We start from the raw sequence: 22,694 nt of genomic DNA on the forward strand, positions 1-22,694 counted from the left end.
CGGCGTACGCGGCGGGCGCCAGCTCCGGGTCGTCCTTCGCGCCGGGCTTGGGCAGCGTCTTGCGGGGCTTGCCGCTCCCGTCGACCACGTACGGCTGGCCGGTGGACTCGACCGCGAGGATGCGGTCGAACCGGAAGGCGCGGATGCCGCGCCGCATCCGGCACCAGCCGACGAGGTACCAGTGGTCGCGGTGGACGAGGCAGGTGACCGGCTCCACCTCGCGGATCGTGACGTTGGCGCCCGCGTCGCCGTAGCAGAGCCGGACGACGCGGTGCTCGGTGACGGCCGCGGCGATGACGCGGGCCCGGTCGGCGGTGGAGGCGTCGAGGGTGCTGGTGAGGGTGCCGAGGGTGGCGGTGACGACGTCGTCGTGGGCGTCGATGTCGAGCAGGGTGCGCAGGGCCCGCCGCGCGGTCGCGGCCTGCGGCCCGGTGCCCAGGTGGGCGAGGGAGAGCGCCAGGGCGGCGATCTCCGCCGCGGTGAGATCGGTGCGGTGCGTCGCAACGTTCGCCATGATTCGATAATACGTTCGAACACTGACATTTTGCAGGCCCGTGGCGGCCCTCTTGAGAAGGCTCTGCGCATGGTGAACACTGATCACCACCAAATGCTCGTACCGGGGGATACAGGGGCAGAGTTGGGTCAGCGCTGGGGCGGCCGCCGATGAACCGCGACGAGGTCGACCGCGCCCTCGCGGAGCTCCGCGACGAGAAGGAGCGGATCGGCGCGGCCCTGCTGGAACTCGAGGCCCACCACGGCTACCGGCTGCTGGAGGGCGCGGCGGTGACCGGCGAGACGGCGGCCCGCCAGGCCGCGCTGCTGGCCGGGATGTCCGGGCTGTGGACGCTGTTCGACCTGTACGGGCGCACGCTCGGCGCCGCCGAGGAGCTCCGCGCCCGGCACGCGCGCCCCGGCGCGGCCCAGCTCGCCGAGCTGACCCGGCTGCTGAGCGGCCCGTCGGTCGAGCTGCCCGCCGAGGAGGTCCCGCTGGAGCGCCGCACGCTGCTGGCGGCGACCGGCGGCGAGCGGGTCACGCTGCGGGACGTGGTCGCCCGGATGACGCCGATGTACGAGGAGGCGGCCCGCACGGTCGCCGCCGTCGACACCGTCTGGTCGGCGCTGCTGGCGCGGCTGGACGAGGTCGAGGCGGACCTGCGCGCGGCCGGCGAGCTGGCCGGCGGCCTCGGCGCGCCCGAGCCCGACTACGAGCGCCTCCGCGAGAACGTCCGGTCGCTGGCGGCGGCCGTCCGCTCCGATCCGCTCGCGGTCGGGACGGGCGGGCTCGACGCGGCCGCGCGCGAGCTGGCCGGGCTGCGCGAGCGGCTCGCCGAGGCCGCCCGGTTCCGCGCCGGGTTCGAGGAGCGGATGCGGAAGGTGCGGGACGCGATCGGCCTCGTCCGCGACACCGAGGACGAGATCCGCCGCGCCCGCGAGCGCGTCCTGGAGAAGATCGCCTCGCCCGCCCTGCCCGCCCCCACCGCGCTGGCCGCGACGCTCGACGACCGGCTGGCCGCGCTGTACGGGCTGCGCGACCGGCGGCGCTGGGGCGAGCTGGCGGAGCGCGCGGCCGAGCTCGACCGGGCCGCGCGGGACGCCCTCCAGCGGGCGCGCGGCGACCTCGCCCTCGTCACCGGCCTGCTGGACCGCCGCGAGGAGCTGCGCGGGCGGCTGCGGGCCTACAAGGCGAAGGCCGGACGGCTGGGACTGGCGGAGGACGCCGGGCTCGGCCGCATGTACGAGGAGGCCCGCGAGGTGCTGTGGACCTCCCCCTGTGACCTCAGGAAGGCGACCGTCATGCTGTCGGGTTACCAGCAGGCCATCGCGAAGCGGGCGGAGGGCCGATGAACCAGTGCACGGTGCCGGGCTGCGGCGGAACCGTCGAAGACGGCTACTGCGTCGTATGCGGTATGGCGGCCACGGCGAATCCCGATCCGGCGGCGAGCGCGGGCCCGGCACCCGCCCCGGGCGCCTGCTCCCAGCCGGGATGCTCGGGAACGATCGCGGACGGCTACTGCGACGTCTGCGGTTCCGCGGCCGCCGCCCCGGCCGCGTCCCCCGCCGCCGCGTCCGCGCCGGCGTCCCCCTCCCAGTGCACCCAGTCCGGTTGTGCGGGCACCATCGTCGACGGCTATTGCGACGTGTGCGGGATGCCGCCCTCGGTCAAGTCGGCGGGCACCCCGGCCTCGGCCGCCGGCTCGTCCGGCAGCGCGCACTCCGGCTCAGCGTTCACCGGCTCCGGGTACACGGGCTCTGGGCGAACCGGTTCCACCCGCACGGGGTCGTCGCGCTCGTCGGGACGGCGCGGGATGCTCGGCGCCGGGCTGGTCGAGGTGCCGCGCGTCCCGTACCGCGACCCGTCCACGGCCGTCCTCAGCGACCCGCAGGTCGCCGAGAACCGGCGCTACTGCAGCAACTGCGGCGAGCCCGTAGGCCGCAGCCGCGACGGGCGGCCGGGCCGTACGGAGGGGTTCTGCGCCAAGTGCCGGACGGCGTTCTCGTTCACGCCCAAGCTCGCCGCCGGCGACCTGGTCGGCGGGCAGTACGAGGTGCTGGGCTGCATCGCGCACGGCGGGCTCGGCTGGATCTACCTGGCGCTCGACCGCAACGTCAACGACCGCTGGGTGGTGCTCAAGGGCCTGCTCGACACCGGCGACGCCGACGCGCTCGCGGCGGCGACGGCCGAGCGCGCCTACCTGGCCGAGGTCGAGCACCCCAACATCGTCAAGATCTACAACTTCGTGCAGCACGGCGGCGCCGGCTACATCGTCATGGAGTACGTCGGCGGCGCGTCGCTGAAGGACATCCTGCAGCAGCGCCGCAGCGCGACCGGGGAGCAGTCGCTGCCGGTCGCGCAGGCCATCGCGTACGCCCTGGAGGTGCTCCAGGCGTTCGGCTACCTGCACGCGCAAGGCCTCGTCTACTGCGACTTCAAGCCCGACAACGTGATCCAGTCCGAGGAGCAGCTGCGGCTGATCGACCTCGGCGGGGTGCGCCGGCTGGACGACCAGGACGGCGCGATCTACGGGACGGTCGGCTACCAGGCCCCCGAGATCGCCGACGACGGCCCCTCGATCGGCTCCGACCTGTACACGGTGGGCCGGGCGCTGGCCGTGCTGAGCTTCCCGTTCAAGGGCTACACGTCCACGTGGGCCGACAGCCTGCCGCCGGCCGCGGACGTGCCGGTGCTGGCGCGGTTCCCGTCGTACGACCGGCTGCTGCGGCGCGCCACGCACAAGGACCCGGCCCGCCGGTTCCAGGACGCCGCCGAGATGGCCGAGCAGCTCACCGGCGTGCTGCGCGAGGTGCTGGCCGCCGAGGACGGCGAGCAGCGGCCCGCGCCGTCCGGGCTGTTCGGGCAGGAGCGGGCGGTGCCCGGCATCACCACGGAGAGGCTGATCGACCGCGCGGACGTGCTGCCGCGCGTCCTGCGGGCCGAGGCGGCGGTGTCGCTGCCGGTGCCGCTGGTGAGCGGGGGCGACCCGGCCGCCGGGTTCCTGGCCGGGCTCACCGCGCTCGAACCGGCCCGGATGGCCGACGCGCTGGCGACCGCGCCGCAGCAGACGCCCGAGGTGCGGCTGGCGCTGGCCCGCGTCCGGATCGAGCTGGGCGCGTACGACGAGGCGCGGCTGCTGCTGGACGCGTTCGAGGCCGACTCCCCCGGCGACTGGCGGACCGCGTGGTACCGCGCGCTCGCGACGCTGGCCGAGGGCAGGCCGGACGAGGCCGCCCCCCTCTTCGACGACCTGTACGCGCTGCTGCCCGGTGAGGCGGCGCCCAAGCTGGCGCTGGCCTACTGCCTGGAGCTGAGCGCGCCGCGGGAGGCCGCGGCCCTGTACGAGACCGTGTGGCGCACCGACCGGCAGTACATCGGCGCGGCGTTCGGCCTGGCCCGGGTGCATCTGGACGCCGGCGACCGCGCGGCGGCCACGGCGGCGCTGGACTCGGTGCCCTCGACCTCCATCCACTACCACGCGGCGCAGGTTGCCGCGATCGCCGCCGCCGTGCGCGGCCGCTCCCCCGGCGACGTCACCGCCGCCGAGCTGGCCCGCGCCGGGGAGCGCCTGGAGACGCTGCGGCTGGAGGGCGACCGGCACGACCGGCTGGCCGCGGAGGTGTTCGAGGCCGCGCTGGACTGGGTGGAGCACACGTCCGGCGCCCAGGGCGGGACGGTGCTGGGCGCGCCGCTGCTGGACACCCCGCTGCGGGTGCGGCTGGAGGCGACGTACCGCTCGCTGGCCCGGCGCGCCACCGACCGCGAGGACCGGCGGTGGTTCGTCGACTGCGCCAACGCCGTACGGCCGAGGACGCTGCTGTGACGGGCGAGGCGGCGAAGGCCGCGGAGCTGAAGTGCCCGTCCTGCGGGGAGCTCGTCTTCCCCGGCGAGGACTACTGCGAGGCGTGCGGGCGGCGGCTGACGCCGGGAGAGAGCGCGCCCGCCGTCCCGGCGGCCCCGGCCGGGCCCGCCTGCGTCGGCTGCGGCGCGGGCGAGATCGACCCCGACGGCTACTGCGAGCGGTGCGGGCTGCGCCAGCCCGCCGAGCGCGACCATGTGGAGATCGAGCTGCCCGGCCCGGTCGCGGCGGGCGCCAGCGACCGCGGCAAGCGGTACGCCCGCAACGAGGACGCGATCGCGCTCGCGGAGATCCCCGGCGGCGTCGCGGTGGTGGTGTCGGACGGCGTGGGGTCGTCCCCGCGCCCCGAGGAGGCGTCCCGCGCGGCGGCCGAGACCGGCGTGGCCGAGCTGGCCGCGCGGCTGCGGAACGGGACCGGGCCCGAGGACGCCATGCGCGCCGCCGTGGCGCGGGCCGCGGCCGCCGTCGCCGCACTGGCCGCCTCCCCCGCCGAGGCGCCGTCCTGCACGTTCGTCTCCGCGGTGACCGGCCCGGGGCGGGTCACCGTCGGCTGGGTCGGCGACAGCCGCGCGTACTGGCTGTCGGCGTCCGGCGACGGCTCGCCCCTCGACACGCTGCCCCCTCAGAAGAGCGCCGCGGATCCCAGGTCCGGCGCTGGGTCGCCGGACCCTGCCGACACCGCAGATCTGGCCGACACTGCGGACATGGCCGGCGACACGAGGCTGGGCGCATCCCGTGCCCTCACCGAGGACGACTCCTGGGCCGCGTACATGGTGGCCCAGGGGACGATGACCGAGGCGGAGGCGGAGGCGCACCCGAACGCGCACGTCATCACCGGCTGGCTGGGCGCCGACGCCGAGGAGGTCCACCCGCACGTCGCCGCGTTCACCACCGATCCGGACTCGCCCGGCACGCTGCTGGTGTGCAGCGACGGGCTCTGGAACTACCTGCCCCGCGCGCAGGACCTGGCCGCGGCGCTGGCCGGCGCCGCCGCCGACCCGGCGGCCGACCCGCTCGGCGCCGCGCGGGCGCTGGTCCGCCGGGCGCTGGACGCCGGCGGGCGCGACAACATCACGGTCGCCGTGATCCCCCTTCCCCCCTCCCCCTCGACGAGCCAGGAGCGCGAGCGTTGAGCGAGCAGCCGCAGTTCACCATCAAGGTCGACCAGAACAAGTTCCTGCCCGAGGGCGGCCGCGAAGTGCACGCCATCGTCTCCGTGGAGGGCACCGGCTCCCCCGCGGCGGCGGCGACGCCGGCCGGGGCCGCCGAGGTCATCATCATCGACACCTCGGGCTCGATGTCCTACCCCGACACCAAGCTCCGCTCGGCGATCGCCGCCGCGCAGACCGCGATCGACACGATCCGGGACGGCGTGTACTTCGCGGTGATCTCCGGGGCCAACAGCGCCAAGATGGTCTTCCCGGGCAACGCCGTCCTCGTCCGCGCCGACGCGAAGACCCGGCACGACGCCAAGTACGCGCTGAGCCGGCTCCAGGCGTCCGGCGGCACCGCCATCGGCTCCTGGCTGCGGCTGGCCGACGAGCTGTTCGACGCCCACCAGGACGGCATCCGGCACGCGATCCTGCTGACCGACGGCAAGAACCAGCACGAGACGGCCGAGGAGCTGGACGCGGTCCTGTTCCGCTGCTCCGGCCGCTTCGTCTGCGACTGCCGCGGCGTCGGCACCGACTGGGAGGTCGCGGAGCTCCGCAAGATCTCCTCCGCGCTGCTCGGCGGCGTGGACATCGTCGCCGACCCGCAGGACCTGGTCGCCGACTTCCAGGCGATGACGGAGGCGGCGATGGGCAAGGCGGTCGCCGACGTCATGCTGCGGGTCTGGACGCCGCAGGCCGCCAAGCTCCGGTACGTCAAGCAGGTGATGCCCTCGGTCGAGGACCTCACCGGCAGGCGGGTGGAGGCGGCGGCGCAGGCGGGCGACTACCCGCTCGGGGCGTGGGGCGCCGAGAGCCGCGACTACCACATCTGCGTCGAGGTCCCTCCCGGGGACGTCGGCAAGGAGCTGCGCGCGGCCTGGGTCAAGCTGATGGTGCCCGGCCCCGCGGGGCAGGAGCCGCAGGTGCTCGCCACCGGCAACGTGCTGGCCCAGTGGACCGACGACGAGGCGCAGTCCACCCGGATCAACGCGCGGGTGGCGCACTACACCGGGCAGGCGGAGCTGGCCGAGGTCATCCAGGAGGGCCTGCAGGCCCGCAAGGACGGCGACCTCGACACCGCCACCGCCCGGCTCGGCCGCGCGGTGAAGCTGGCCGACGAGGCCGGCAACGAGGCGATCACCACGATGCTGCGCAAGGTCGTGGACGTGGTCGACCCGGTCACCGGCACGGTCCGGCTGAAGAAGAACGTCAACAAGGTCGACGAGATGGAGCTGGACACCCGCTCCACCAAGACCGTCCGCACCCGCGGCTCCTCCCCCCTCAACCCGCCCGTCAAGGGCGAGGGCTGAGCATGGCTACTTGTCCAGCGGGCCACGCCTCCGCGTCCGCCGACTACTGCGACGTCTGCGGCGAGCGCATCGGCGGCGCCCCCGCCGCGCCGCCGTCGACCGGCGCCGGCGCGCCCCCGGCCGGGCCCGCCGCGGGCGGCGCGGGGACGCCCTGCCCCGACTGCGGCACGCCGGCCAGCGACCGGTTCTGCGAGGAGTGCGGGTACGACTTCGCCACCGGCGGCGGCGTCCCCACCCCCGCGGGCCCGCCGTCCGCCCCGGCCCCCGAGCCGGTCCCCGAGCCCGCGCCCGTACCCGAGCCCGGTGCGCCGGAACCGCCATCGGGCCCGGCAGGCGCGGGCTGGACCGCCGTCGTCAGCGCCGACCGCGCCTACTACGACGCGGTCGTCGCCTCGCTCGAACCCGACTCCGGCGTGATCGCGTTCCCGCCGTACTGCCCGGAGCGGCGGGTGCCGATCGGCGGCGAGCAGGTCCGCATCGGGCGGCAGAGCGCGTCCCGCGGCATCACCCCCGAGATCGACCTGCGGGTCGCGCCGGAGGACCCGGGCGTCTCGCACATCCACGCGGTGCTGCTCGCGCGTCCCGGCGGCTCGTGGGTGCTGGTCGACCCCGGGTCCATGAACGGGACGTCCCTGAACGGCTCCACCTCGGCCATCCCGCTCAACGTGGAGGTCCCGGTCGGCGACGGCGACCGGATCCACGTCGGAGTCTGGACCACCATCACGCTCAGGAAGGGCGAGGCGCCATGACGGCCGTACAGCCCGCGCCGCCCGGCGCTCCCCCGACCGCACCGCCCGCCCCCGCGCCCGCGCCGGGGACGGGGACCGCCCCGGTGGTGCGGCGCCCGCGCGGCGGCGTGCGCCGGCCCGACGCGCCGCCGCCGTCCCGCCGGTTCGGGTTCGTCCCGCGCACGGTGGCGGGCCGCGTGCGGGCGCTCACCGGGGCCGTGCTGGTCGCGGTCGTCGCGCTGCTGGCGGTCGTCGCGGTCTCGGTCGGCAACGCCCGCGACGGCGTCCGGGTGATCGGGGAGGACGCCGGCCCGCAGGTCGTCGCGACCGGCGACATGTACTTCCACCTGACGAACATGGACGCGCAGCTGGCCAACGCGCTGCTGATCGGCCGCGCGCAGGACCTCGGGACGCGCCGCGACGAGGCGCTGCGGCGGTTCGACGAGAGCCGGCTCGCGGCCGGGAAGGCGCTGCTGAGGGCGGCCAAGCTGGCCGACGAGGACATCGAGGACGAGACCGCGCGCGAGTCGCTCAACGCGCTGGCCCGGTACGAGCGGCTGGCCGGCCAGGCGCTGCTGCTCGACGAGCGCGCGAACCACGCCGCGGGCCCGCCGCCGGCGGAGGTCATCGCCTACTACCGGCAGGCGACCGACCTGATGAAGCTGGACCTGCTGCCGAAGGCGTACAACCTCACGCTCGACAACGGCACGCTCGTGCGCCACACGTACGAGTCCGAGCGCGGCGCGGTGATGACGGGCCAGGTCCTCGTGTACGTGTTCGGCGCCGTCGCGCTCGCCCTCATGGCCGCGCTCCAGCTCTACCTGTTCGTCCGGTTCCGGCGGGTGCTCAACCCGGCGCTGGCGGTGTCGGCGTTCCTGACGCTGGTCCTGGTGGGGGCGAGCGCGGTGATGCTGAACGGGCAGGTGGACCATCTCCGCACGGCCAAGAGCGACGGCTTCGACTCGCTGCTGTCGCTGTCGCGGGCGCGGGCGATCAGCACGAGCGCCAACGCCGACGAGACGCGGTTCCTGCTCGACCCGGGCCGCGCCGACACCTACGAGCAGGTCTACCTGAGCAAGTCGCAGTCGGTGCTGTACCGGCCCGCCGACAACCTCGACCGCTACAACGAGGCGATCCAGCGCGACCTCGGCGCCCCGGACCTGGACCCGCAGCGGGAGCGGTTCCTGGGCTTCCTGGGGCGCGAGGCGGGCTACGGCGCGCTGCCGGGGCAGCCGCGGGCGTACCGCGACGTGCTGCAGAAGTACCGCGCCTTCCAGCAGAGCGACTCGCGGGTGCGGGCGCTGGTCCGGGCCGGGCAGACCGACCGCGCCATCGCGGCCCGGCTCGGCGGCGGCGCCGGCGGCCTGTCCTCCGACCGCGACTTCACGGCGTACGACGCGGCCATGCAGCGGCTCTTCAGGATCCACCACGAGGCGTTCGAGAAGGCCGTGAAGGACGGCGAGAAGGGCACCCGGGGCTGGAACGCCGGGGTGCCGATCGCCGGGCTCGTGATCATCGGCCTGGTGCTGGCGGGCGTCCGGCCCCGGCTGGCGGAGTACCGGTGACGGAAGGAAGGACGGGCTTGGGGACGAGATCGAGGCTGCGCGCCGCGCTGGCGGCCGGGACGGCCGCCCTGGCCCTGGCGGGCTGCGGCGTCGCCGAGGGCGCGGACGGCTCCGTGGCGGACGCCGACTCGCTCGTCATCGGCGTCAAGGACAACGAGCCGGGACTCGGCTCGCGCGGCGCGAACGGCCGGTACGAGGGCTTCGACATCGACGTCGCCAGGAAGGTCGCCGAGGGGCTCGGCGTGGACGCCGGGAACGTCACGTTCAAGAAGGTCTCCTCCGATCAGCGAGAGGACCTGCTGGACGAGGGCGCGGTCGACCTCGTGGTCGCCAGCTACTCCGTCACCCAGCAGCGCAAGACCGAGGTGACGTTCGCGGGCCCCTACTACGTCGCGCACCAGGACATCCTGGTGCGGCAGTCCGACGCCGCCTCCGTCGAGAACGTGCGCGACCTGGCCGGCAAGCGGCTGTGCAGGGTGGACCGCTCGGTCTCGTTCACGCGCGTGCGCGAGGAGCGGGACGTCCCGGTGCTCTCCGTGCCCGGCGCGGACTACGCCGACTGCGTGTCCAAGCTGGCGGCCGGCGCCCTGGACGCGGTCTCCACCGACGACCTGATCCTCACCGGGCTGGCCGCGAAGGCGGCCGCGGCGGGCTCGGGCCCGGCGCTGCGGATGGTGAACGCGCCGATCTCCGACGAGCCGTACGGGATCGGCCTCCGGAAGGGCGACGTGGAGGGGTGCGAGGCCGTCAACAAGGCGATCACCGGGATGTACCAGGACGGCACCGCGGCCGCGCTGCTGAAGAAGTGGTTCGTGCCCGCCGGGCTGGAGGTGACGACCACCGTCCCGCAGTTCGAGGGCTGCGACTGACACTCTTTCGAGCTTCGCCGCCACTGAGATCAGTCGGTTACGCAAGTACCGGAACCGGCTCATGATCGTAAGTTATGGTCGCGATCAAAACCCGTTCGCGGGCACGGCCCGGCTTCGAGGAGTCCCATGACGACGGTGATCCTGGTCGTGATGTGCCTCGCCGTCGGCGCGCTCGAACTGTACGCGGGCCGGCGGAGCAAGGAGCAGCAGCAGGCATTCGTCCGCCGGATCGACGAGCTCAACGAGCAGGTCACCAAGCAGAACAACGTGCTGGTCGCGGTCGGCGAGCAGCTCACCGCCGAGCTGTCGAAGGTCAAGCGGGACACGCTGCCGGCGCTGGACTCGCGGCTGCGCTCGCAGTCCGACCAGGTCGAGGAGCTGGCCGCGCTCGTCCACCAGGCCGGCGAGTACCTGCGGGCGCAGGCCGGCCGGCTGCAGGACCTGGAGAAGCAGCGGATCACGCTGGCCGCACTGCGCCGCAAGCTCGGCGAGGTGGAGACCTCGGTGCGCTCGGTCACCCGGGCCGGGACCGCGGCGGTCGAGGGCAAGGTGGACGCGGCCCTGGACCGGCTCGCCGACCTCGAACGCGGCGGCACCGAGATGCTGGAGCTCCAGCGCACCCTCACCCGCACGCTGGAGGAGGTCGAGGACGTCGTGTCCGAGCTGCTCCAGTTCACCGAGGGCGAGCTGGACGAGTCGGTCACCGCGGCCCTCACCGGCCGCACCACGCTCGCGGACGGCGCGGCGGTGCGCGCCACGGGGCGGCTGTGGACCCGGGACGGGCAGCTGGAGGACATCCTCGTCGAGATGTACGAGCGGTGCGTGCGGGCGGCGCGGCTCGACATCAGGTTCCGGACGTCCGACGGGGCGGACGGGCCGCTGCCCGGCACCGCGGAGCAGCGCCGCTACTTCCTCGCCGGGCAGCACGTGGAGGACCTCATCGGCGGCTTCACCGCCCTGCTGATCTCGACGGGCGCCGACCTGCCGCACAACGGCGCGGGCCTGTCCCGCGCCCCGGCCGGCGCGCTGCCGCCGGGCGTGGAGCCGCCGCGCGCGCCCGAGGACGAGGTGGCGCTCAAGGCGCTGCTGCGCACGCTGTACGAGTCCAGCGGCGCGGTCGCGCAGATCGGCCCGCTGATGGCCGTCCGCACCCGGGACGAGCTGATGTGCGCGGTGCTGACGCCGCCGCAGTCGCTGGAGCTGGAGTACGACGACGTGTTCTGGGACCCGGCGGCCGCCGCCGTGCGGCTGCGCCGGCTCCCGTCGCATCAGCTCTGGGACCTCACCGGCTGGGCCGCCGCCGCGCCGTAGGCCCGCACGGTGCGCTCCCCGGACGCGCCGAGCCGCACGAACACCGGGCACAGCGGCGCCCGCGTCTCGGCGTCGATCTCCGCGCACAGCCCGAACCCGGCGGCGCGGTCCAGGAAGACGACGTTCTCGACCGCCCGCGCGGCCCGCACGGCGTACGGCACCGAGTCGGGGTCGGCGGTGTCGAGCAGCTCCTCGAACGTCAGCCGCCGCGCGTACCGCAGCAGCTCGCCCGCGTCCACGACCCGGGTGCCGATGGCCGCCGCCGGTCCGGCGATCACGATGCCGAAGCTGGGGTCCTCGCGGCCGCGCACGTAGATCTCGCGGGCCGGTTCCAGACCGCGGCGGCGGCGCGGCAGCTGGAGGCCGAAGCCGGAGTCGCCGTCCAGGAACGCCGGCGGCCCGAACCCGTACGCGCCCCGCGCGGCGACCGGCCCGCCCGGCACCCGCAGCGCCCCGGACGGCGGGTGCCAGCCGGGCAGGAACACGCCGAGCGCGCGCAGCAGCAGCCGCCACACCGGCCGTCCCGTCACGTCCTGGACGAACGCGCCGCTGTCGCCCCGCGGCCGCTCGCCCTCAGGCTCTCCCGCGTCCCCTGTATCCGCCGTTCCCGCGTCGCCAGCCCCGGCACCCTGCATGCCGCCCATCCTCGGCCGCGGGAGCCATCGGCACAAGCCCGGCGCCACCACCGCGTAACGCAACGAACACGGGCGTTCAGGGAAGAGCGTCGTCCCGGGCGTGCCGGGAGGCCGCGCGGTACGCTGGGAGCGTCTGACGCATCGTGACGCGGCGGGAGCGGCTGGCCTGATGAACGTGCAGGACCTGATGGTCTACCGCGACACCAGCTCGCGGACCGTCGACAAGTACCTGATGCCGCACGAGGGGCGCGTCATCGCCGTGCGCCGCCACCCCGCGGTGCTGCTGCCCGCGCTGCTGCTGGTGGTCGGCGGCCTGATCCTGTGCGGCTTCGCCGCCACCCTCGTCAGCGTGATGTGGATCTGGTGGGCGTGGCTGCTCACGCTCGGCTACCTGCTGTGGAAGGTCGTCGCCTGGTCGGTGGAGTTCTTCCTGGTGACCGAGCACCGGGTGATGGTCATCAACGGCGTCCTCAACCGGAACGTCGCGATGATGCCGCTCGCCAAGGTCACCGACATCAAGATGAACCGCTCGCTGGTCGGCCAGATGCTCGGGTACGGCGAGTTCGAGATGGAGTCGGCCGGCCAGAAGCAGGCGCTGCGCAACGTGGGCTTCATGCCGTACCCGGAGCAGCTCTACCTGGAGGTCTCCTCGGTCATCTTCGGCGCCGAGGACGGGTCCCCCGACTAGCGCGCCCGATGAGTTCCGCGCTCCCCCGGAGTCTGTCCCCCTGACGGCCGGACGAGCGAACGGAGCGCGCGGATGAACGGCAAGAGCGGATTCAGCGGGGCGGGCCTGGAGCGGCTGCGCCGGGTCATGGCCGGCCATGTCGAGGCCGGCCGGATCCCCGGCGCGGTGACGGCCGTCGAGCGGCACGGCGAGACGCACGTCGACGCGGTCGGCACCGCCGAACTCGGCGGCGGTCCCCCGGTCCGGCGCGACACGATCTTCCGGATCAGCTCGATGACCAAGCCGGTCACGGCGGTGGCGGCGATGATCCTGGTCGAGGAGTGCGTGCTGCGCCCGGACGAGCCGGTGGACCGGCTGCTGCCCGAGCTGGCGGACCGGCGGGTGCTGCGCGCGGTCGACGCGGAGATCGACGACACCGTTCCGGCGCGGCGCCCGATCACGGTCCGGGACCTGCTGGACTTCCGGCTCGGGATCGGCATGATCCTGGACGAGGCCGCGTTCGGGTACCCGTTCTTCCGGGCCGCGCAGGAGCTGGGCATCTCCGGCTTCGGGCCGCCGAACCCGGCGCTGCCGCACACCCCCGACGAGTGGCTGCGCCTCCTCGCGACGCTGCCGCTCGTGGACCAGCCCGGCGAGCGGTGGACGTACAACATCGGCTCGTACCTCCAGGGCATCATCGTCGAGCGCGCGACCGGGCGGCCGTTCCCCGAGTTCCTCCGCGAACGGATCTTCGAGCCGCTGGGCATGAAGGACACCGGCTTCCAGGTGCCGGCCGCGGACGTCGGCCGCTTCACCACCGCGTACGGCGCCGCCCAGGACGGCACGCTGGAGCTCTACGACCCGCGCGAGGGCGGCGCCTGGACGAGCGCCCCCGCGTTCCCTGAGGGGGCGGGCGCGCTCGTCTCGACCGCCGACGACTACCTGGCGTTCGCGCGGATGCTGCGCGGCAGGGGCACGTACCGCGGCGAGCGGATCCTGTCGCGCCGCTCGGTGGAGCTGATGACGTCCGACAGGCTGACGCCGGAGCAGAGCCTGCGGTCGTTCGGCGGGGTGAACGGCTGGGGCCACGGCGTCGCGGTCGGGCTGCGCCGGGAGGACCTGTGGGGCACGCCGGGCCGGTACGGCTGGGACGGCGGCATGGGGACCTCCTGGTACAACGACCCGGAGGAGGACCTGGTGGGCATCCTGCTCACGCAGCGCATGGAGTTCCCGACCGACAACCCGGTCTGGCTCGACTTCTGGACGTCCGTGTACGCGGCTCTAGACGACTGAGGGGCGGGTGCGGCCGGGGACGAGGAGGTCGAGGTCGGCGCGGGTGACGCGGGCCCGCTCGGCCAGGGCGTCGCGGTCCACGCCGGAGCCCGCGGTCAGCTCCAGGGCGCCGGTCAGCATGGTGGGCGCCTCCAGCGGCCTGGCCGGTCCGGGCTCCTGACGGCGCCAGCCGCGGGCCGCCATCGCGCTCATGGCGTTCCGGTACGTGGCCTCCTTCATGATGCCGAGCGTGCGGGCGCGGAACAGCAGCGCCGCCATGCTCACGCCCCAGGTCGCCTTCAGCGCCGCCAGGCGGGACCAGTCGGCGGCGGCGGGCAGTTCGGCGGCGATCTCGTCCGCCGGCATCAGGAACTCGGCGGCGAACCGGTGCGCCTGGTCCTCGATCACCTTGCTGCCCGGCTCGGCGTCGGCGTGCATGACCAGGTGGCCCAGCTCGTGCGCGCCGTCGAACCGGTTGCGCCAGTAGTCCGCCTTCGCCGGGTTGAACATCACCATCGGCCGCGGGTGGGCGCCGATGCTGAACGCGTCGACGCGTTCGGTGGACGGCGGCAGGATCAGCACGATCACGCCGCTCTTCTCCAGCAGCCGGACCATGTGCGGGACGGGGCCGGGCGCGCCGCCCAGCAGCTCCTTGCGCGCCAGCCGGGCGGCGTCCGCCGGGCCGGGCCCGGCGATCTCGTCGGGCTGGACGGGATGCTCGGGCAGCGCGGCGGCCGGGAACTCGACCAGGTCCTCCAGCGCGCCGACGATGTCGGCCGCGATCCGCCCGTACGCGAGGGCCTGGTCGCGCTCGATCTGGGTCGTCGACCGCAGCGAGCGGAAATGCGCGTGCGCGGAGTCGAGCGTGACCGGGCTGCGGCCCGCGTGGAAGAACTCCACCGGGACGCCCAGCGCGATCGCCAGCCGCGACAGCGACCTCTCCGAGGGGCGGTGCACGCCCGCCTCGTACTGCCCGATCGCGGTCGGGGTCGTCCCGACGGCCTGGGCGAGCTGGTTCTTGCGCAGCCCGCGCAGCCGCCTGGCCAGGGTCAGCCGCTCGCAGTCGAACAGCAGGCGTGCCTCGGCGATCCGGTCATGGGTGCGCTCGTTCACTGGGCCTTTTCGATGTTCGTGGCAATCGAGGTGAAGGGGGCGGTGGCGGGACTCTCGGCGGAGCCGGAGCCGGTACGCAGCCGCATGGGGACGTCGGCCTCGGAGCCGGCCTCGGGGCCGGTCCAGAGCGGCAGCGTGGGCTCGGCTGCCCGGCGCCGCGGATCGGGGCCGAGGGCGTCCGCGTCCAGGCGCAGCAGCCAGAACCAGGGGTCGCCGCCGTCGGCGTTGTGCCGGGGCCGGCCGAGGAACAGCTCCAGCTCCAGCGGCTCCTCGCTGGCGCTGTGCGCGAGCACGAGCGTGACCGTCCCGGCCGCGTCCCCCGGATCGCCCGGCAGGTCGCCCAGGTCGAGCGCCAGCTGCGGGTCGTCCGCGTAGTCCTGCCGCGCGACCATCTGCTTGGTGGCGCTGTCGCGATCCCAGCGGATGCCGCGGACGGCGCCGAACTCGTGCCGCTTGAGCAGGATCCGGTACGGCCCGTACCGCCAGCCGGGCGAGCCGTTGAGGTTGTCGCGGACGATCTCCGGGTCGCCCCGGAACGTGCGGTCGATCTGCGACGCCAGCACGTCGAAGGAGCTGTAGCCGTACGAGCGGTCGGTGAACCCCGCGGACCGGCTCAGCCCGCCGAACACCGCCAGCGTCGCCTCGCGGTGCGCCTCGCCGAGCCCGTGCAGGATGCCCTTCGGATGGAGCGCGTTCCAGGCGTCGAGATCTTCGGACATGCACGGGACTATAGACGCCTCCAGGGACTCCCGCGCGAAACTGAAGTGCCGTGTCGCGAGACGGGCCCGGCGGGTGGCGGGATCACGCGAGATTGTCAGTGATATCTGGCAGCATCCGGTCATGGCACCGACCGCGGCTGACTACGCCTGGTTCGACGAACGCTTCCCCGACCTCGCGGAGGCGTACTGCTTCACGCTCGTGCGCGGGCTGACCCCGGCGCAAGTGCTCGCGCGGCTCGGCGCCCGTACCGGCGGGCCCCAGGTGAAGGGTGTCGAGGCACTGTCGAGGCTCTCCTACGACACCTACCCCGAGCGCGCCGGGAACGAGCTGGTCGTCGGCGTGACGCCGGTCGGCGGCTGGGCCCTCGCCGTAGAGCCCAACGGCTATATCGGCGTGTCCGAGGAGGCCGCCGTCCCGCTGTCGGCCGGCTCCCGGCTGGTCTCGCACTCCACCAACGTGAACGCGGTCGGCAACTTCTTCTGGGTGGAGGACGGCGACGTCCGCCTCACGTTCGAGCCGCTGTTCCCGTCGAGCCGGTGGGGCGGCACGCCCGACGCCCTGCTCGGCGAGATGCGGGAGGCGGGGTTCGACCTGCAGGACGGCGACGACGCCAACCTCGACTGCGGCGCCGCCGCCTTCGCGCTGGCCGAGCGCCTGACCGGGGTGCGGATCACCCCGGAGATCCTCACGGACTCGACGTTCCTCTGCGGCCTGGCCCCCGTCCCCTGAGCCCTCGGCGCCCTCCGTGTGCTCTCAGGAGCCGAAGCCGACGCCGAAGCGGTCCAGCGCGCGCAGCCAGCGGCCGCGGCGGCCCGCGTCGCGGTCGGCCCTGGCCATGCCGCGCCGCGTCAGCTCGATCGCCGCGTACCGGAACGGCTCGGGCGGGAACGGGACCGGCCGCTCGCGCACCATGGCCGGCCGGGTACGGGACGGGTCCGCCTCCGGCAGGCCCAGCAGGTCGAGCATGACGTCGGCGCCGAACCGGGTCGCGCCCACGCCGAGGCCGGTGAAGCCCGCGGCATGGGCGAGGCGGCCGTCGTACGCCGTGCCGTAGAAGGCGCAGAACCGGGTGCAGGTGTCCACCACGCCGCCCCAGGCATGGCTGAACCGGAGCCCTTCGAGCTGCGGGAACGTGGTGAAGAAGGCGCGGGCCAGGGCCTCGAACGCGGCGCCGCGCCGTTCCAGCCCGTCCCCGATCCGGCCGCCGAAATGGTAGACGGCGTCGGAGCCGCCCCAGACGATCCTGTCATCCGCGGTCAGCCGGTAGTAATGGAAAAGGTTCGCGCGGTCCCCGACTCCCTGCCGGTGCTTCCAGCCGAGTGATTCCAGCTGGGCGGCGGAGAGCGGTTCGGTCGCCATCGCGTAGTCGTACACGGGCACCACGTAGCGCCGCGCCCGCTTCAGCAGCGGCGGGAACGCGCCGGTCCCGAGCGCCACGCGGCGGGCCGAGAGCCGGCCGCTCCGCGTGGAGAGGCGCAGCGGGACGTCCCCTTCGATACCCGTGACGGGGGTCCGCTCGTAAATGCGGACGCCCAGGGAACGGCACGCGTCCGCCAATCCCCACGCGAGTTTCGCGGGATTCACCAGGGCCACCCCGTCGGGATCCCACAGCCCGCCGAGATAGGTGGGCGAATCGAGTTCCGCGCGGACGGCGTCCGCGCTCATCAGCATGGGCTCCCAGCCGTACTCGAAGGCGAGTTCGGCGTCCTCCGCGAGCCCTTCCAGCTGCCATTCGGCGGTGGCGACGTGGAGTTGGCCGGCGGCCTCCCAGCCGGCGTCGATGCCGTACCGGACGAGCGTCTCCGCGATGGCGCGGAAGTTCTCCCAGCCGAGCCGTTCCAGCTCGTGGAGCTCGTCCGGCCAGCGGTCCGCCCCGTTCCGGATCCCGTGCGTCAGGCTGGCCGCGCAGAAGCCGCCGTTGCGCCCGGACGCGGCGCCCCCGATCCGGCCCGCCTCCAGGACCGCCACGTCCAGGGACGGTTCGCGCTCCTTCGCGCGCAGCGCCGCCCACAGGCCGCTGTAGCCGCCGCCGACGACCGCGAGGTCGCAGGCGTCGGTCCCGTGCAGCGCGGGCTCCGGTTCGGGGCGCGCGGGGTCGCCGAGCCAGTACGGCTCGTGCAGCGCCCCGGCGACCGCCCTCGCGGCGTTCACGCGCGCCTCCCCCGGCGCGCGGACAGGATCGCGACCAGGATCCCGGCGGCGAAGATCAGCGTCCCCATCACGTTCACCTGCGGGGGCGTGCCGGTGCGCGTCGAGCCGTACACCCACAGCGGGAACGTCAGCGTGCCCCCGCTGGTGAAATCGGTGATCACGAAGTCGTCGACCGACAATACGAACGCCAGCAGCGCCCCCGACACCACCCCCGGCCTGATCATCGGCAGCGTGACCAGCCGGAACCGCGCCCACGGCCCGGCGCCCAGATCGCGCGCGGCCTCCTCGACGGCCGGGTCCAGCATGCTCACCCTCGCCCGCACGGTCACCGCGACGAACGCGATCGAGAACATCACGTGCGCGGCGAGGACCGTCCCGTACCCGCGCGGCAGGCCGAACGTCACGAACATCGACAGCAGCGAGGCGCCCATCACCAGTTCCGGGCAGGAGATCGCCATGAACATCAGCAGCGTGGTCGCGCCCCGGCCGCGGAACCGGTACCGGCCCAGCGCCAGCCCGGCCAGCGTGCCGGCCACGGTGCTGGCCACCGTGCTGAGCAGCGCGATCGTCAGCGAGTTGACCAGCGCCGTCGTCAGGTCCGGCCGGTCGAACAGCTCCGCGTACCAGCGCAGCGTGAAGCCCTCCCAGCGGAAGTTCTGCTTGCCGCTCGTGTCGTTGAACCCGAAGAGGATCATGACGGCGACCGGCAGGGCCAGCCAGCCGATCAGCAGCCACGTGTAGATCCGCAGGATCCGGCCGCCGCCGGCCGCGCGCGCAGGTCTCATGGGCGCGCCGCCTCCAGGACGTCCCGGGTGCCCAGGGCGCGCGCGTACGCGAAGATCCCGAGCAGCAGGATCGCCATCAGCGTGAACGACAGCGCCGAGGCCGTCGGGTACGCGCTGGTGTCGAAGTACTCGGACTGGATCACGTTCCCGATCATGGTGTCGCCGGGGCCGCCCAGCACCTCGGCGTTGACGTAGTCGGCGGACGCGGGCACGAACGTCATGATCACACCCGCCAGCACGCCCGGCAGCGAGATCGGCAGGATCACCCGCAGGAACGCCTGGGCGCGCGAGGCGTACAGGTCGTACGCCGCCTCCACGACCCGCGGGTCCATCCGCTCCAGCGCCACGTAGATCGGCAGCGCCATGAACGGCAGGAAGGCGTACGCCAGGCCGGTCACCACGGCGGCGCCCGTGTCGAGCACGTGGAAGCCGTCCGGGAGCAGGCCCGCGCCGCGCAGCGGGCCCAGGACCGGCCCGTTGTCGGTCAGCACGAGCTTCCAGGACACCGTCCGCAGGATGTAGGAGACGAAATAGGGCAGCAGCAGAAGGAGCAGGTACATCGTCTTGCGCCGCCCGCCGCGGAACGCGATCCAGTACGCCGCCGGATAGGAGAGCGCGGCGCACAGGACGGTGGCCAGCAGCCCGTACCAGAGCGACCGGGCGAACGCGCCGCCGTACGCGTGCAGGCCGTCGGTGTAGTTCTGCCAGCGGAACGTCTGCCGGAAGCCGTCGACGAGATTCCCGGTCTGCAGCGAGAGCGAGGCCATGAGGACGAGCGGGACGGCGAAGAACGCCAGCAGCCACAGCCAGCTCGGCAGGACCATCAGGTACGGGGCGAGCCGGCGGGAGCGCCCCGCCATCACGATCCCTTGGGAATGGGCTCGAACAGCTTCTGGTACTCGGTCTCCTCCACCTGCGTGAGCCGCCGGTAATGGCGCAGCCGCTTCAGGTCGGCCTCGGCCGGAAAGACCAGCGGGCTGGCGCTCAGCCGTTCCAGATCCGCCTTCTCCTCGCCGGCGGCCTCGCGCGCGTGCGCCTCGATGAGCGGCCTGGCCGCCGGTACGGGCGGGATGTAGTTGATGAACTCGGTCAGCGGCGCGATGTTCTCCGGCTTGTACAGCCAGTCCATGAGGGTGAGCGCGTCGACGGGGTTCTCGGCCGTCCGCGGGATGCACAGGTTGTCGGTCCAGAGCGTGCCGCCCTCTTCGGGCACCACGAACTCCACGTCCGGCCCGGCGAGGCTGTAGACGTCCCCTGACCAGGCCATCGTCAGCCACACGTCGCCCTTGCTCACGGCGTCGACGTAATCCTGCTCGTAGTACTTGCGCACGATCCCGGCGTCCCGCTGCCGCCGCAGCCGGTCGGCCGCCCGCCGCCAGTCCGCGGGCCCCGACTTCTCGGGGTCGACGCCGAGCAGGAACATCCCGAAACTGCCGAGCTCCTGCGAATCGCGCATCATCCCGACCCTGCCCTTGTATTTCGGGTCGAACAGCTGCGCGATGCTGGTGATGTCCTCCTTGACGTACTTGGTGTTGTACGCGATTCCCGTGATCCCCGACATGTAGGGGATCGTGAACGCGTTGCCCGGGTCGTACGACGGGTTCTTGTACTCGGCACCCGCATTGGCCGCGAACGCCTTCAGCCGGGAATGGTCGAGCGGCGCCAGATGGCCGAGCTGCCGCAGCTTCTCCAGCTGGATCCCGTTGGTCATGACCATCAGGTCGAAACCGATCGACTGCCCGGCCGACAATGGCGCCTGAATGCGCCCGAACCACTGCGCGGTCTCCTGGATGACCTCCCGGTAGGTCACCTTGACGCCGGTGGCCTTCTCGAACGCCTTGAGCGTCGCCCGGTCGTCCTCGATGTAACCCGGCCAGTTCGCCCAGCGCAGCGTGCCGGTGCGGGCCTTTCCGGACCAGTACTTCTGCACGTCCGACGTGGTGACCTTCTGCTTTCCGCCCTGCCCCTCGACCCCGCAGGCCGCCAGCGCCGCGCCGGCGCCGGTCAGGCCCGCCAGGCGGAGGAAGTCCCGCCGGGAGGCCGCTTGCGGGGCGGGCGTGCGGAGGCGGGGGCGGGTCAGGCCGCGCAGGAGCGGGGGGTCGGTCCGGGTCACGTGCTTGCTCCAATGGCGTACGAGTGCCGCGGGTCCCACGACAGCCACACGGTGTCCCCCCGTGCGGCGACGTCGTCGGCGGACGCGGCGTTCTGGACGAAGACCACCATGTCGGGCCCGGCGGCGGTGCTGACGGTGTAGTTGGTGGACGTACCGAGATACACCACCTCGGACACGGTGCCACGAAGTCCGCAGAGCGCATCATCCGGGCGGTCCCGGCCGATCCCTATCTTCTCCGGACGCACGGTCAGCTCCAGCCGTTCCGCCGGCCCGGCCGGCAGCCCGGGGCGCAGCGGGGCCAGCACCCGGCCGGCCGGGCCGTACGAGATCACCGCCCGCCCGCCGCGGACCTCGGCCACCTCGCCGGCGAGCAGGTTGGACGTGCCGATGAAGCCCGCCACGAACCGGGTCGCCGGACGCTCGTAGACCTCCCGCGGCGGCCCGGCCTGCTCGATCCGGCCCGCGTTCATCACCGCGAGGCGGTCCGACATCGTCAGCGCCTCGCCCTGGTCGTGCGTCACGTACACGAACGTGATCCCGACCTCGCGCTGGATCCGCTTCAGCTCGACCTGCATCGCCTGCCGCAGCTTCAGGTCCAGGGCGCCGAGCGGCTCGTCCAGCAGCAGCGCCCGCGGCTCGTTGACCAGCGCCCTGGCCAGCGCCACCCGCTGCTGCTGCCCGCCCGACAGCGCCGCCGGGCGCCGCCGGCCGAGCCCGGCCAGGTCGACGGTCTCCAGCATCCGCCCGACGCGGTCCGCGATCTCCTTCTTGGGCAGCCGCCTGCGGCGCAGCCCGAACGCCACGTTCTCGTACACGCTCATGTGCGGGAACAGGGCGTACGACTGGAACACCGTGTTGACCTCGCGCCGGTTGGCGGGGACCCCGTTGACGCGCTCGCCGCGCAGCAGCACCTCGCCCGCCGACGGCTCCTCGAACCCGCCGATCATCCGCAGCGTGGTCGTCTTGCCGCAGCCCGACGGCCCGAGCAGCGAGAAGAACTCCCCCGGCGCGATCGCCACGTCGATCCCCCGCACCGCCGGGACGCCCCGGAAGTCCTTGGCCACGCCGCGCAGCTCGATCGCCGGGGTCTGCTCGCTCTCGGCCATGCGCGGGTTCCTCAGCTGTCGGGACCGGTCAGGGTTTCAGGGGAGTCGGGTTTCAGGGGGGTCGGGGTTTCAGGAGGTCGGGAAGACCATGGTCGCGGGTCCCCCGGCGCTCGGCCAAACCGGACCCCAGGGCGATAAAGTGGCGCGACGGCGAACCACACTTAACACGTGATTCCGTTGTTAATATCACGCTAGACAACTGAATCGGTTGCCCCCCAGTGGTAGGAGTGAGATGACGCGGCGCACCAGCGTCCAGCTCGACGAGACGGCCAAGCAGATCATCGAGCAGCTGCAGGAGGACGGACGGCGCTCCTACGCCGCCATCGGCAAGGCCGTCGGCCTCTCCGAGGCCGCCGTCCGGCAGCGCGTCCAGAAACTGCTGGACGCCGGCGTCATGCAGATCGTCGGCGTCTCCGACCCGCTCATGCTCGGCTTCGACCGGCAGCTCATGGTGGGCGTCAAGTGCGAGGGCGACCTGGAGCGCGCCGCCGACGCGCTGGCCGCCGTACCGGAGATCGACTACGTGGTCATCACCGCCGGCTCGTTCGACATCCTCCTGGAGGTGGTCTGCGAGAGCGACGAGCGGCTGCTGGAGCTGATCGGCCGCATCCGCGACGTTCCCGGCGTCGTTTCCACGGAAAGCTTCGTCTATCTCAAAGTCCGCAAGCAGACGTACGCGTGGGGAACCCGCTGAACCATGGAATTCGCACCCGCCGTACCTCACCGGCGCCTGACACACCAGGTAATAATGCACTCACGTCCGGCAACGGCCGCGCGCCGGACTCCCGGCCCGTTCCCGCCCTGCTCCGGCCACCGTTTCATTGCGGCAGGAGCCTTTCTCCT

At 73.5% G+C, this 22,694-nt stretch carries 21 protein-coding genes; 12 read left to right on the forward strand and 9 right to left on the reverse strand.

Annotated elements, in window-relative coordinates:
- On the reverse strand, positions 1–514 hold a 514-nt coding region (locus AB0881_RS32070), incomplete at its 3' end, for a WYL domain-containing protein (protein WP_366622981.1).
- Between the two features lie 149 nt (positions 515–663).
- On the opposite strand from AB0881_RS32070, the gene AB0881_RS32075 reads away from it, so the two are divergent.
- The 8 genes from AB0881_RS32075 to AB0881_RS32110 all read left to right on the forward strand — a co-directional run bounded on the left by AB0881_RS32075 (position 664) and on the right by AB0881_RS32110 (position 11,289).
- Positions 664–1,845: a hypothetical protein gene (locus tag AB0881_RS32075; protein WP_366622983.1), complete on the forward strand. Its 1,182-nt coding sequence runs from the start codon at positions 664–666 to the stop codon at positions 1,843–1,845.
- Positions 1,842–4,316, forward strand: coding sequence for a tetratricopeptide repeat protein (locus AB0881_RS32080; RefSeq protein WP_366622985.1), 2,475 nt, complete (start codon positions 1,842–1,844; stop codon positions 4,314–4,316). Before AB0881_RS32075 ends, AB0881_RS32080 begins: the two co-directional genes overlap by 4 nt.
- Entirely contained in the window at positions 4,313–5,485 is a 1,173-nt protein-coding gene (locus tag AB0881_RS32085; protein WP_366622987.1) for a protein phosphatase 2C domain-containing protein, read from the forward strand. The genes AB0881_RS32080 and AB0881_RS32085 overlap by 4 nt, the downstream gene beginning before the upstream one ends.
- Positions 5,482–6,816, forward strand: a complete 1,335-nt coding sequence (locus AB0881_RS32090) for a VWA domain-containing protein (RefSeq protein WP_366622989.1) — start codon at positions 5,482–5,484, stop codon at positions 6,814–6,816. Before AB0881_RS32085 ends, AB0881_RS32090 begins: the two co-directional genes overlap by 4 nt.
- A gap of 2 nt (positions 6,817–6,818) precedes the next feature.
- The gene (locus tag AB0881_RS32095; protein WP_366622991.1) at positions 6,819–7,565 is read left to right on the forward strand and encodes an FHA domain-containing protein; all 747 of its coding nucleotides are present in this window, start codon (positions 6,819–6,821) and stop codon (positions 7,563–7,565) included.
- Positions 7,562–9,109 carry a hypothetical protein gene (locus AB0881_RS32100; RefSeq protein ID WP_366622993.1) on the forward strand — a complete coding sequence of 516 codons (1,548 nt, stop codon included), beginning with the start codon at positions 7,562–7,564 and terminating at the stop codon, positions 9,107–9,109. Before AB0881_RS32095 ends, AB0881_RS32100 begins: the two co-directional genes overlap by 4 nt.
- A gap of 17 nt (positions 9,110–9,126) precedes the next feature.
- The gene (locus AB0881_RS32105; RefSeq protein WP_366622995.1) at positions 9,127–9,978 is read left to right on the forward strand and encodes a transporter substrate-binding domain-containing protein; all 852 of its coding nucleotides are present in this window, start codon (positions 9,127–9,129) and stop codon (positions 9,976–9,978) included.
- 126 nt (positions 9,979–10,104) lie between these two features.
- Positions 10,105–11,289 (forward strand): hypothetical protein, encoded by a 1,185-nt coding sequence (locus AB0881_RS32110; RefSeq protein WP_366622997.1) that lies wholly within the window; start codon positions 10,105–10,107, stop codon positions 11,287–11,289.
- Here AB0881_RS32110 and AB0881_RS32115 read toward each other — a convergent pair.
- A complete protein-coding gene (locus AB0881_RS32115) occupies positions 11,247–11,924 on the reverse strand; it encodes a hypothetical protein (protein ID WP_366622999.1) in 678 nt (225 codons plus the stop codon). The two genes, AB0881_RS32110 and AB0881_RS32115, sit on opposite strands and share 43 nt — an antisense overlap.
- Before the next feature lie 169 nt (positions 11,925–12,093).
- Between AB0881_RS32115 and AB0881_RS32120 the strand changes: the two genes are divergently transcribed.
- Both AB0881_RS32120 and AB0881_RS32125 read left to right on the forward strand, forming a co-directional pair.
- Complete coding sequence (locus AB0881_RS32120; RefSeq protein ID WP_366623001.1) at positions 12,094–12,612, forward strand: PH domain-containing protein; 519 nt, start codon at positions 12,094–12,096, stop codon at positions 12,610–12,612.
- 72 nt (positions 12,613–12,684) lie between these two features.
- The gene (locus AB0881_RS32125) at positions 12,685–13,884 is read left to right on the forward strand and encodes a serine hydrolase domain-containing protein (protein WP_366623003.1); all 1,200 of its coding nucleotides are present in this window, start codon (positions 12,685–12,687) and stop codon (positions 13,882–13,884) included.
- Here AB0881_RS32125 and AB0881_RS32130 read toward each other — a convergent pair.
- Positions 13,873–14,976, reverse strand: coding sequence for an XRE family transcriptional regulator (locus AB0881_RS32130; protein WP_366623005.1), 1,104 nt, complete (start codon positions 14,974–14,976; stop codon positions 13,873–13,875). The genes AB0881_RS32125 and AB0881_RS32130 overlap by 12 nt on opposite strands.
- The gene (locus AB0881_RS32135; protein ID WP_366623007.1) at positions 14,973–15,695 is read right to left on the reverse strand and encodes a hypothetical protein; all 723 of its coding nucleotides are present in this window, start codon (positions 15,693–15,695) and stop codon (positions 14,973–14,975) included. The genes AB0881_RS32130 and AB0881_RS32135 overlap by 4 nt, the downstream gene beginning before the upstream one ends.
- A 121-nt stretch (positions 15,696–15,816) precedes the next feature.
- Here AB0881_RS32135 and AB0881_RS32140 point away from each other — a divergent pair, with 121 nt between their 5' ends.
- Complete coding sequence (locus tag AB0881_RS32140; RefSeq protein WP_366623009.1) at positions 15,817–16,425, forward strand: DUF6461 domain-containing protein; 609 nt, start codon at positions 15,817–15,819, stop codon at positions 16,423–16,425.
- 24 nt (positions 16,426–16,449) lie between these two features.
- Here the strand turns inward: AB0881_RS32140 and AB0881_RS32145 are convergent, their stop codons facing one another.
- The 5 genes from AB0881_RS32145 to AB0881_RS32165 are packed head-to-tail and all read right to left on the reverse strand — an operon-like array spanning position 16,450 to position 21,851.
- Complete coding sequence (locus AB0881_RS32145) at positions 16,450–17,847, reverse strand: FAD-dependent oxidoreductase (protein ID WP_366623011.1); 1,398 nt, start codon at positions 17,845–17,847, stop codon at positions 16,450–16,452.
- The gene (locus tag AB0881_RS32150; protein WP_366623013.1) at positions 17,844–18,632 is read right to left on the reverse strand and encodes an ABC transporter permease; all 789 of its coding nucleotides are present in this window, start codon (positions 18,630–18,632) and stop codon (positions 17,844–17,846) included. Before AB0881_RS32150 ends, AB0881_RS32145 begins: the two co-directional genes overlap by 4 nt.
- Positions 18,629–19,492 (reverse strand): ABC transporter permease, encoded by an 864-nt coding sequence (locus AB0881_RS32155; RefSeq protein ID WP_366623015.1) that lies wholly within the window; start codon positions 19,490–19,492, stop codon positions 18,629–18,631. The genes AB0881_RS32150 and AB0881_RS32155 overlap by 4 nt, the downstream gene beginning before the upstream one ends.
- Positions 19,492–20,745, reverse strand: a complete 1,254-nt coding sequence (locus tag AB0881_RS32160; protein ID WP_366623017.1) for a spermidine/putrescine ABC transporter substrate-binding protein — start codon at positions 20,743–20,745, stop codon at positions 19,492–19,494. The genes AB0881_RS32155 and AB0881_RS32160 overlap by 1 nt, the downstream gene beginning before the upstream one ends.
- Positions 20,742–21,851, reverse strand: coding sequence for an ABC transporter ATP-binding protein (locus AB0881_RS32165; RefSeq protein ID WP_366623019.1), 1,110 nt, complete (start codon positions 21,849–21,851; stop codon positions 20,742–20,744). The genes AB0881_RS32160 and AB0881_RS32165 overlap by 4 nt, the downstream gene beginning before the upstream one ends.
- Positions 21,852–22,083: 232 nt before the next feature.
- Between AB0881_RS32165 and AB0881_RS32170 the strand changes: the two genes are divergently transcribed.
- Positions 22,084–22,545, forward strand: a complete 462-nt coding sequence (locus AB0881_RS32170; protein WP_366623021.1) for an Lrp/AsnC family transcriptional regulator — start codon at positions 22,084–22,086, stop codon at positions 22,543–22,545.
- The last annotated feature ends 149 nt before the right edge of the window (positions 22,546–22,694 follow it).

The organism is Spirillospora sp. NPDC029432 (genome assembly GCF_040703975.1).
Lineage (GTDB): Bacteria > Actinomycetota > Actinomycetes > Streptosporangiales > Streptosporangiaceae > Spirillospora.

Excerpts from the sequence above, each read along its gene's own strand:
- AB0881_RS32075 (WP_366622983.1), top strand. The coding sequence starts at position 664 with ATGAACCGCGACGAGGTCGACCGCGCCCTCGCGGAGCTCCGCGACGAG.
- AB0881_RS32140 (WP_366623009.1), top strand. The coding sequence starts at position 15,817 with ATGGCACCGACCGCGGCTGACTACGCCTGGTTCGACGAACGCTTCCCC.
- AB0881_RS32125 (WP_366623003.1), top strand. The coding sequence starts at position 12,685 with ATGAACGGCAAGAGCGGATTCAGCGGGGCGGGCCTGGAGCGGCTGCGC.
- AB0881_RS32110 (WP_366622997.1), top strand. The coding sequence starts at position 10,105 with ATGACGACGGTGATCCTGGTCGTGATGTGCCTCGCCGTCGGCGCGCTC.
- AB0881_RS32080 (WP_366622985.1), top strand. The coding sequence starts at position 1,842 with ATGAACCAGTGCACGGTGCCGGGCTGCGGCGGAACCGTCGAAGACGGC.
- AB0881_RS32135 (WP_366623007.1), bottom strand. The coding sequence starts at position 15,695 with ATGTCCGAAGATCTCGACGCCTGGAACGCGCTCCATCCGAAGGGCATC.
- AB0881_RS32100 (WP_366622993.1), top strand. The coding sequence starts at position 7,562 with ATGACGGCCGTACAGCCCGCGCCGCCCGGCGCTCCCCCGACCGCACCG.
- AB0881_RS32165 (WP_366623019.1), bottom strand. The coding sequence starts at position 21,851 with ATGGCCGAGAGCGAGCAGACCCCGGCGATCGAGCTGCGCGGCGTGGCC.
- AB0881_RS32170 (WP_366623021.1), top strand. The coding sequence starts at position 22,084 with ATGACGCGGCGCACCAGCGTCCAGCTCGACGAGACGGCCAAGCAGATC.
- AB0881_RS32095 (WP_366622991.1), top strand. The coding sequence starts at position 6,819 with ATGGCTACTTGTCCAGCGGGCCACGCCTCCGCGTCCGCCGACTACTGC.
- AB0881_RS32155 (WP_366623015.1), bottom strand. The coding sequence starts at position 19,492 with ATGGCGGGGCGCTCCCGCCGGCTCGCCCCGTACCTGATGGTCCTGCCG.
- AB0881_RS32150 (WP_366623013.1), bottom strand. The coding sequence starts at position 18,632 with ATGAGACCTGCGCGCGCGGCCGGCGGCGGCCGGATCCTGCGGATCTAC.
- AB0881_RS32115 (WP_366622999.1), bottom strand. The coding sequence starts at position 11,924 with ATGCAGGGTGCCGGGGCTGGCGACGCGGGAACGGCGGATACAGGGGAC.
- AB0881_RS32120 (WP_366623001.1), top strand. The coding sequence starts at position 12,094 with ATGAACGTGCAGGACCTGATGGTCTACCGCGACACCAGCTCGCGGACC.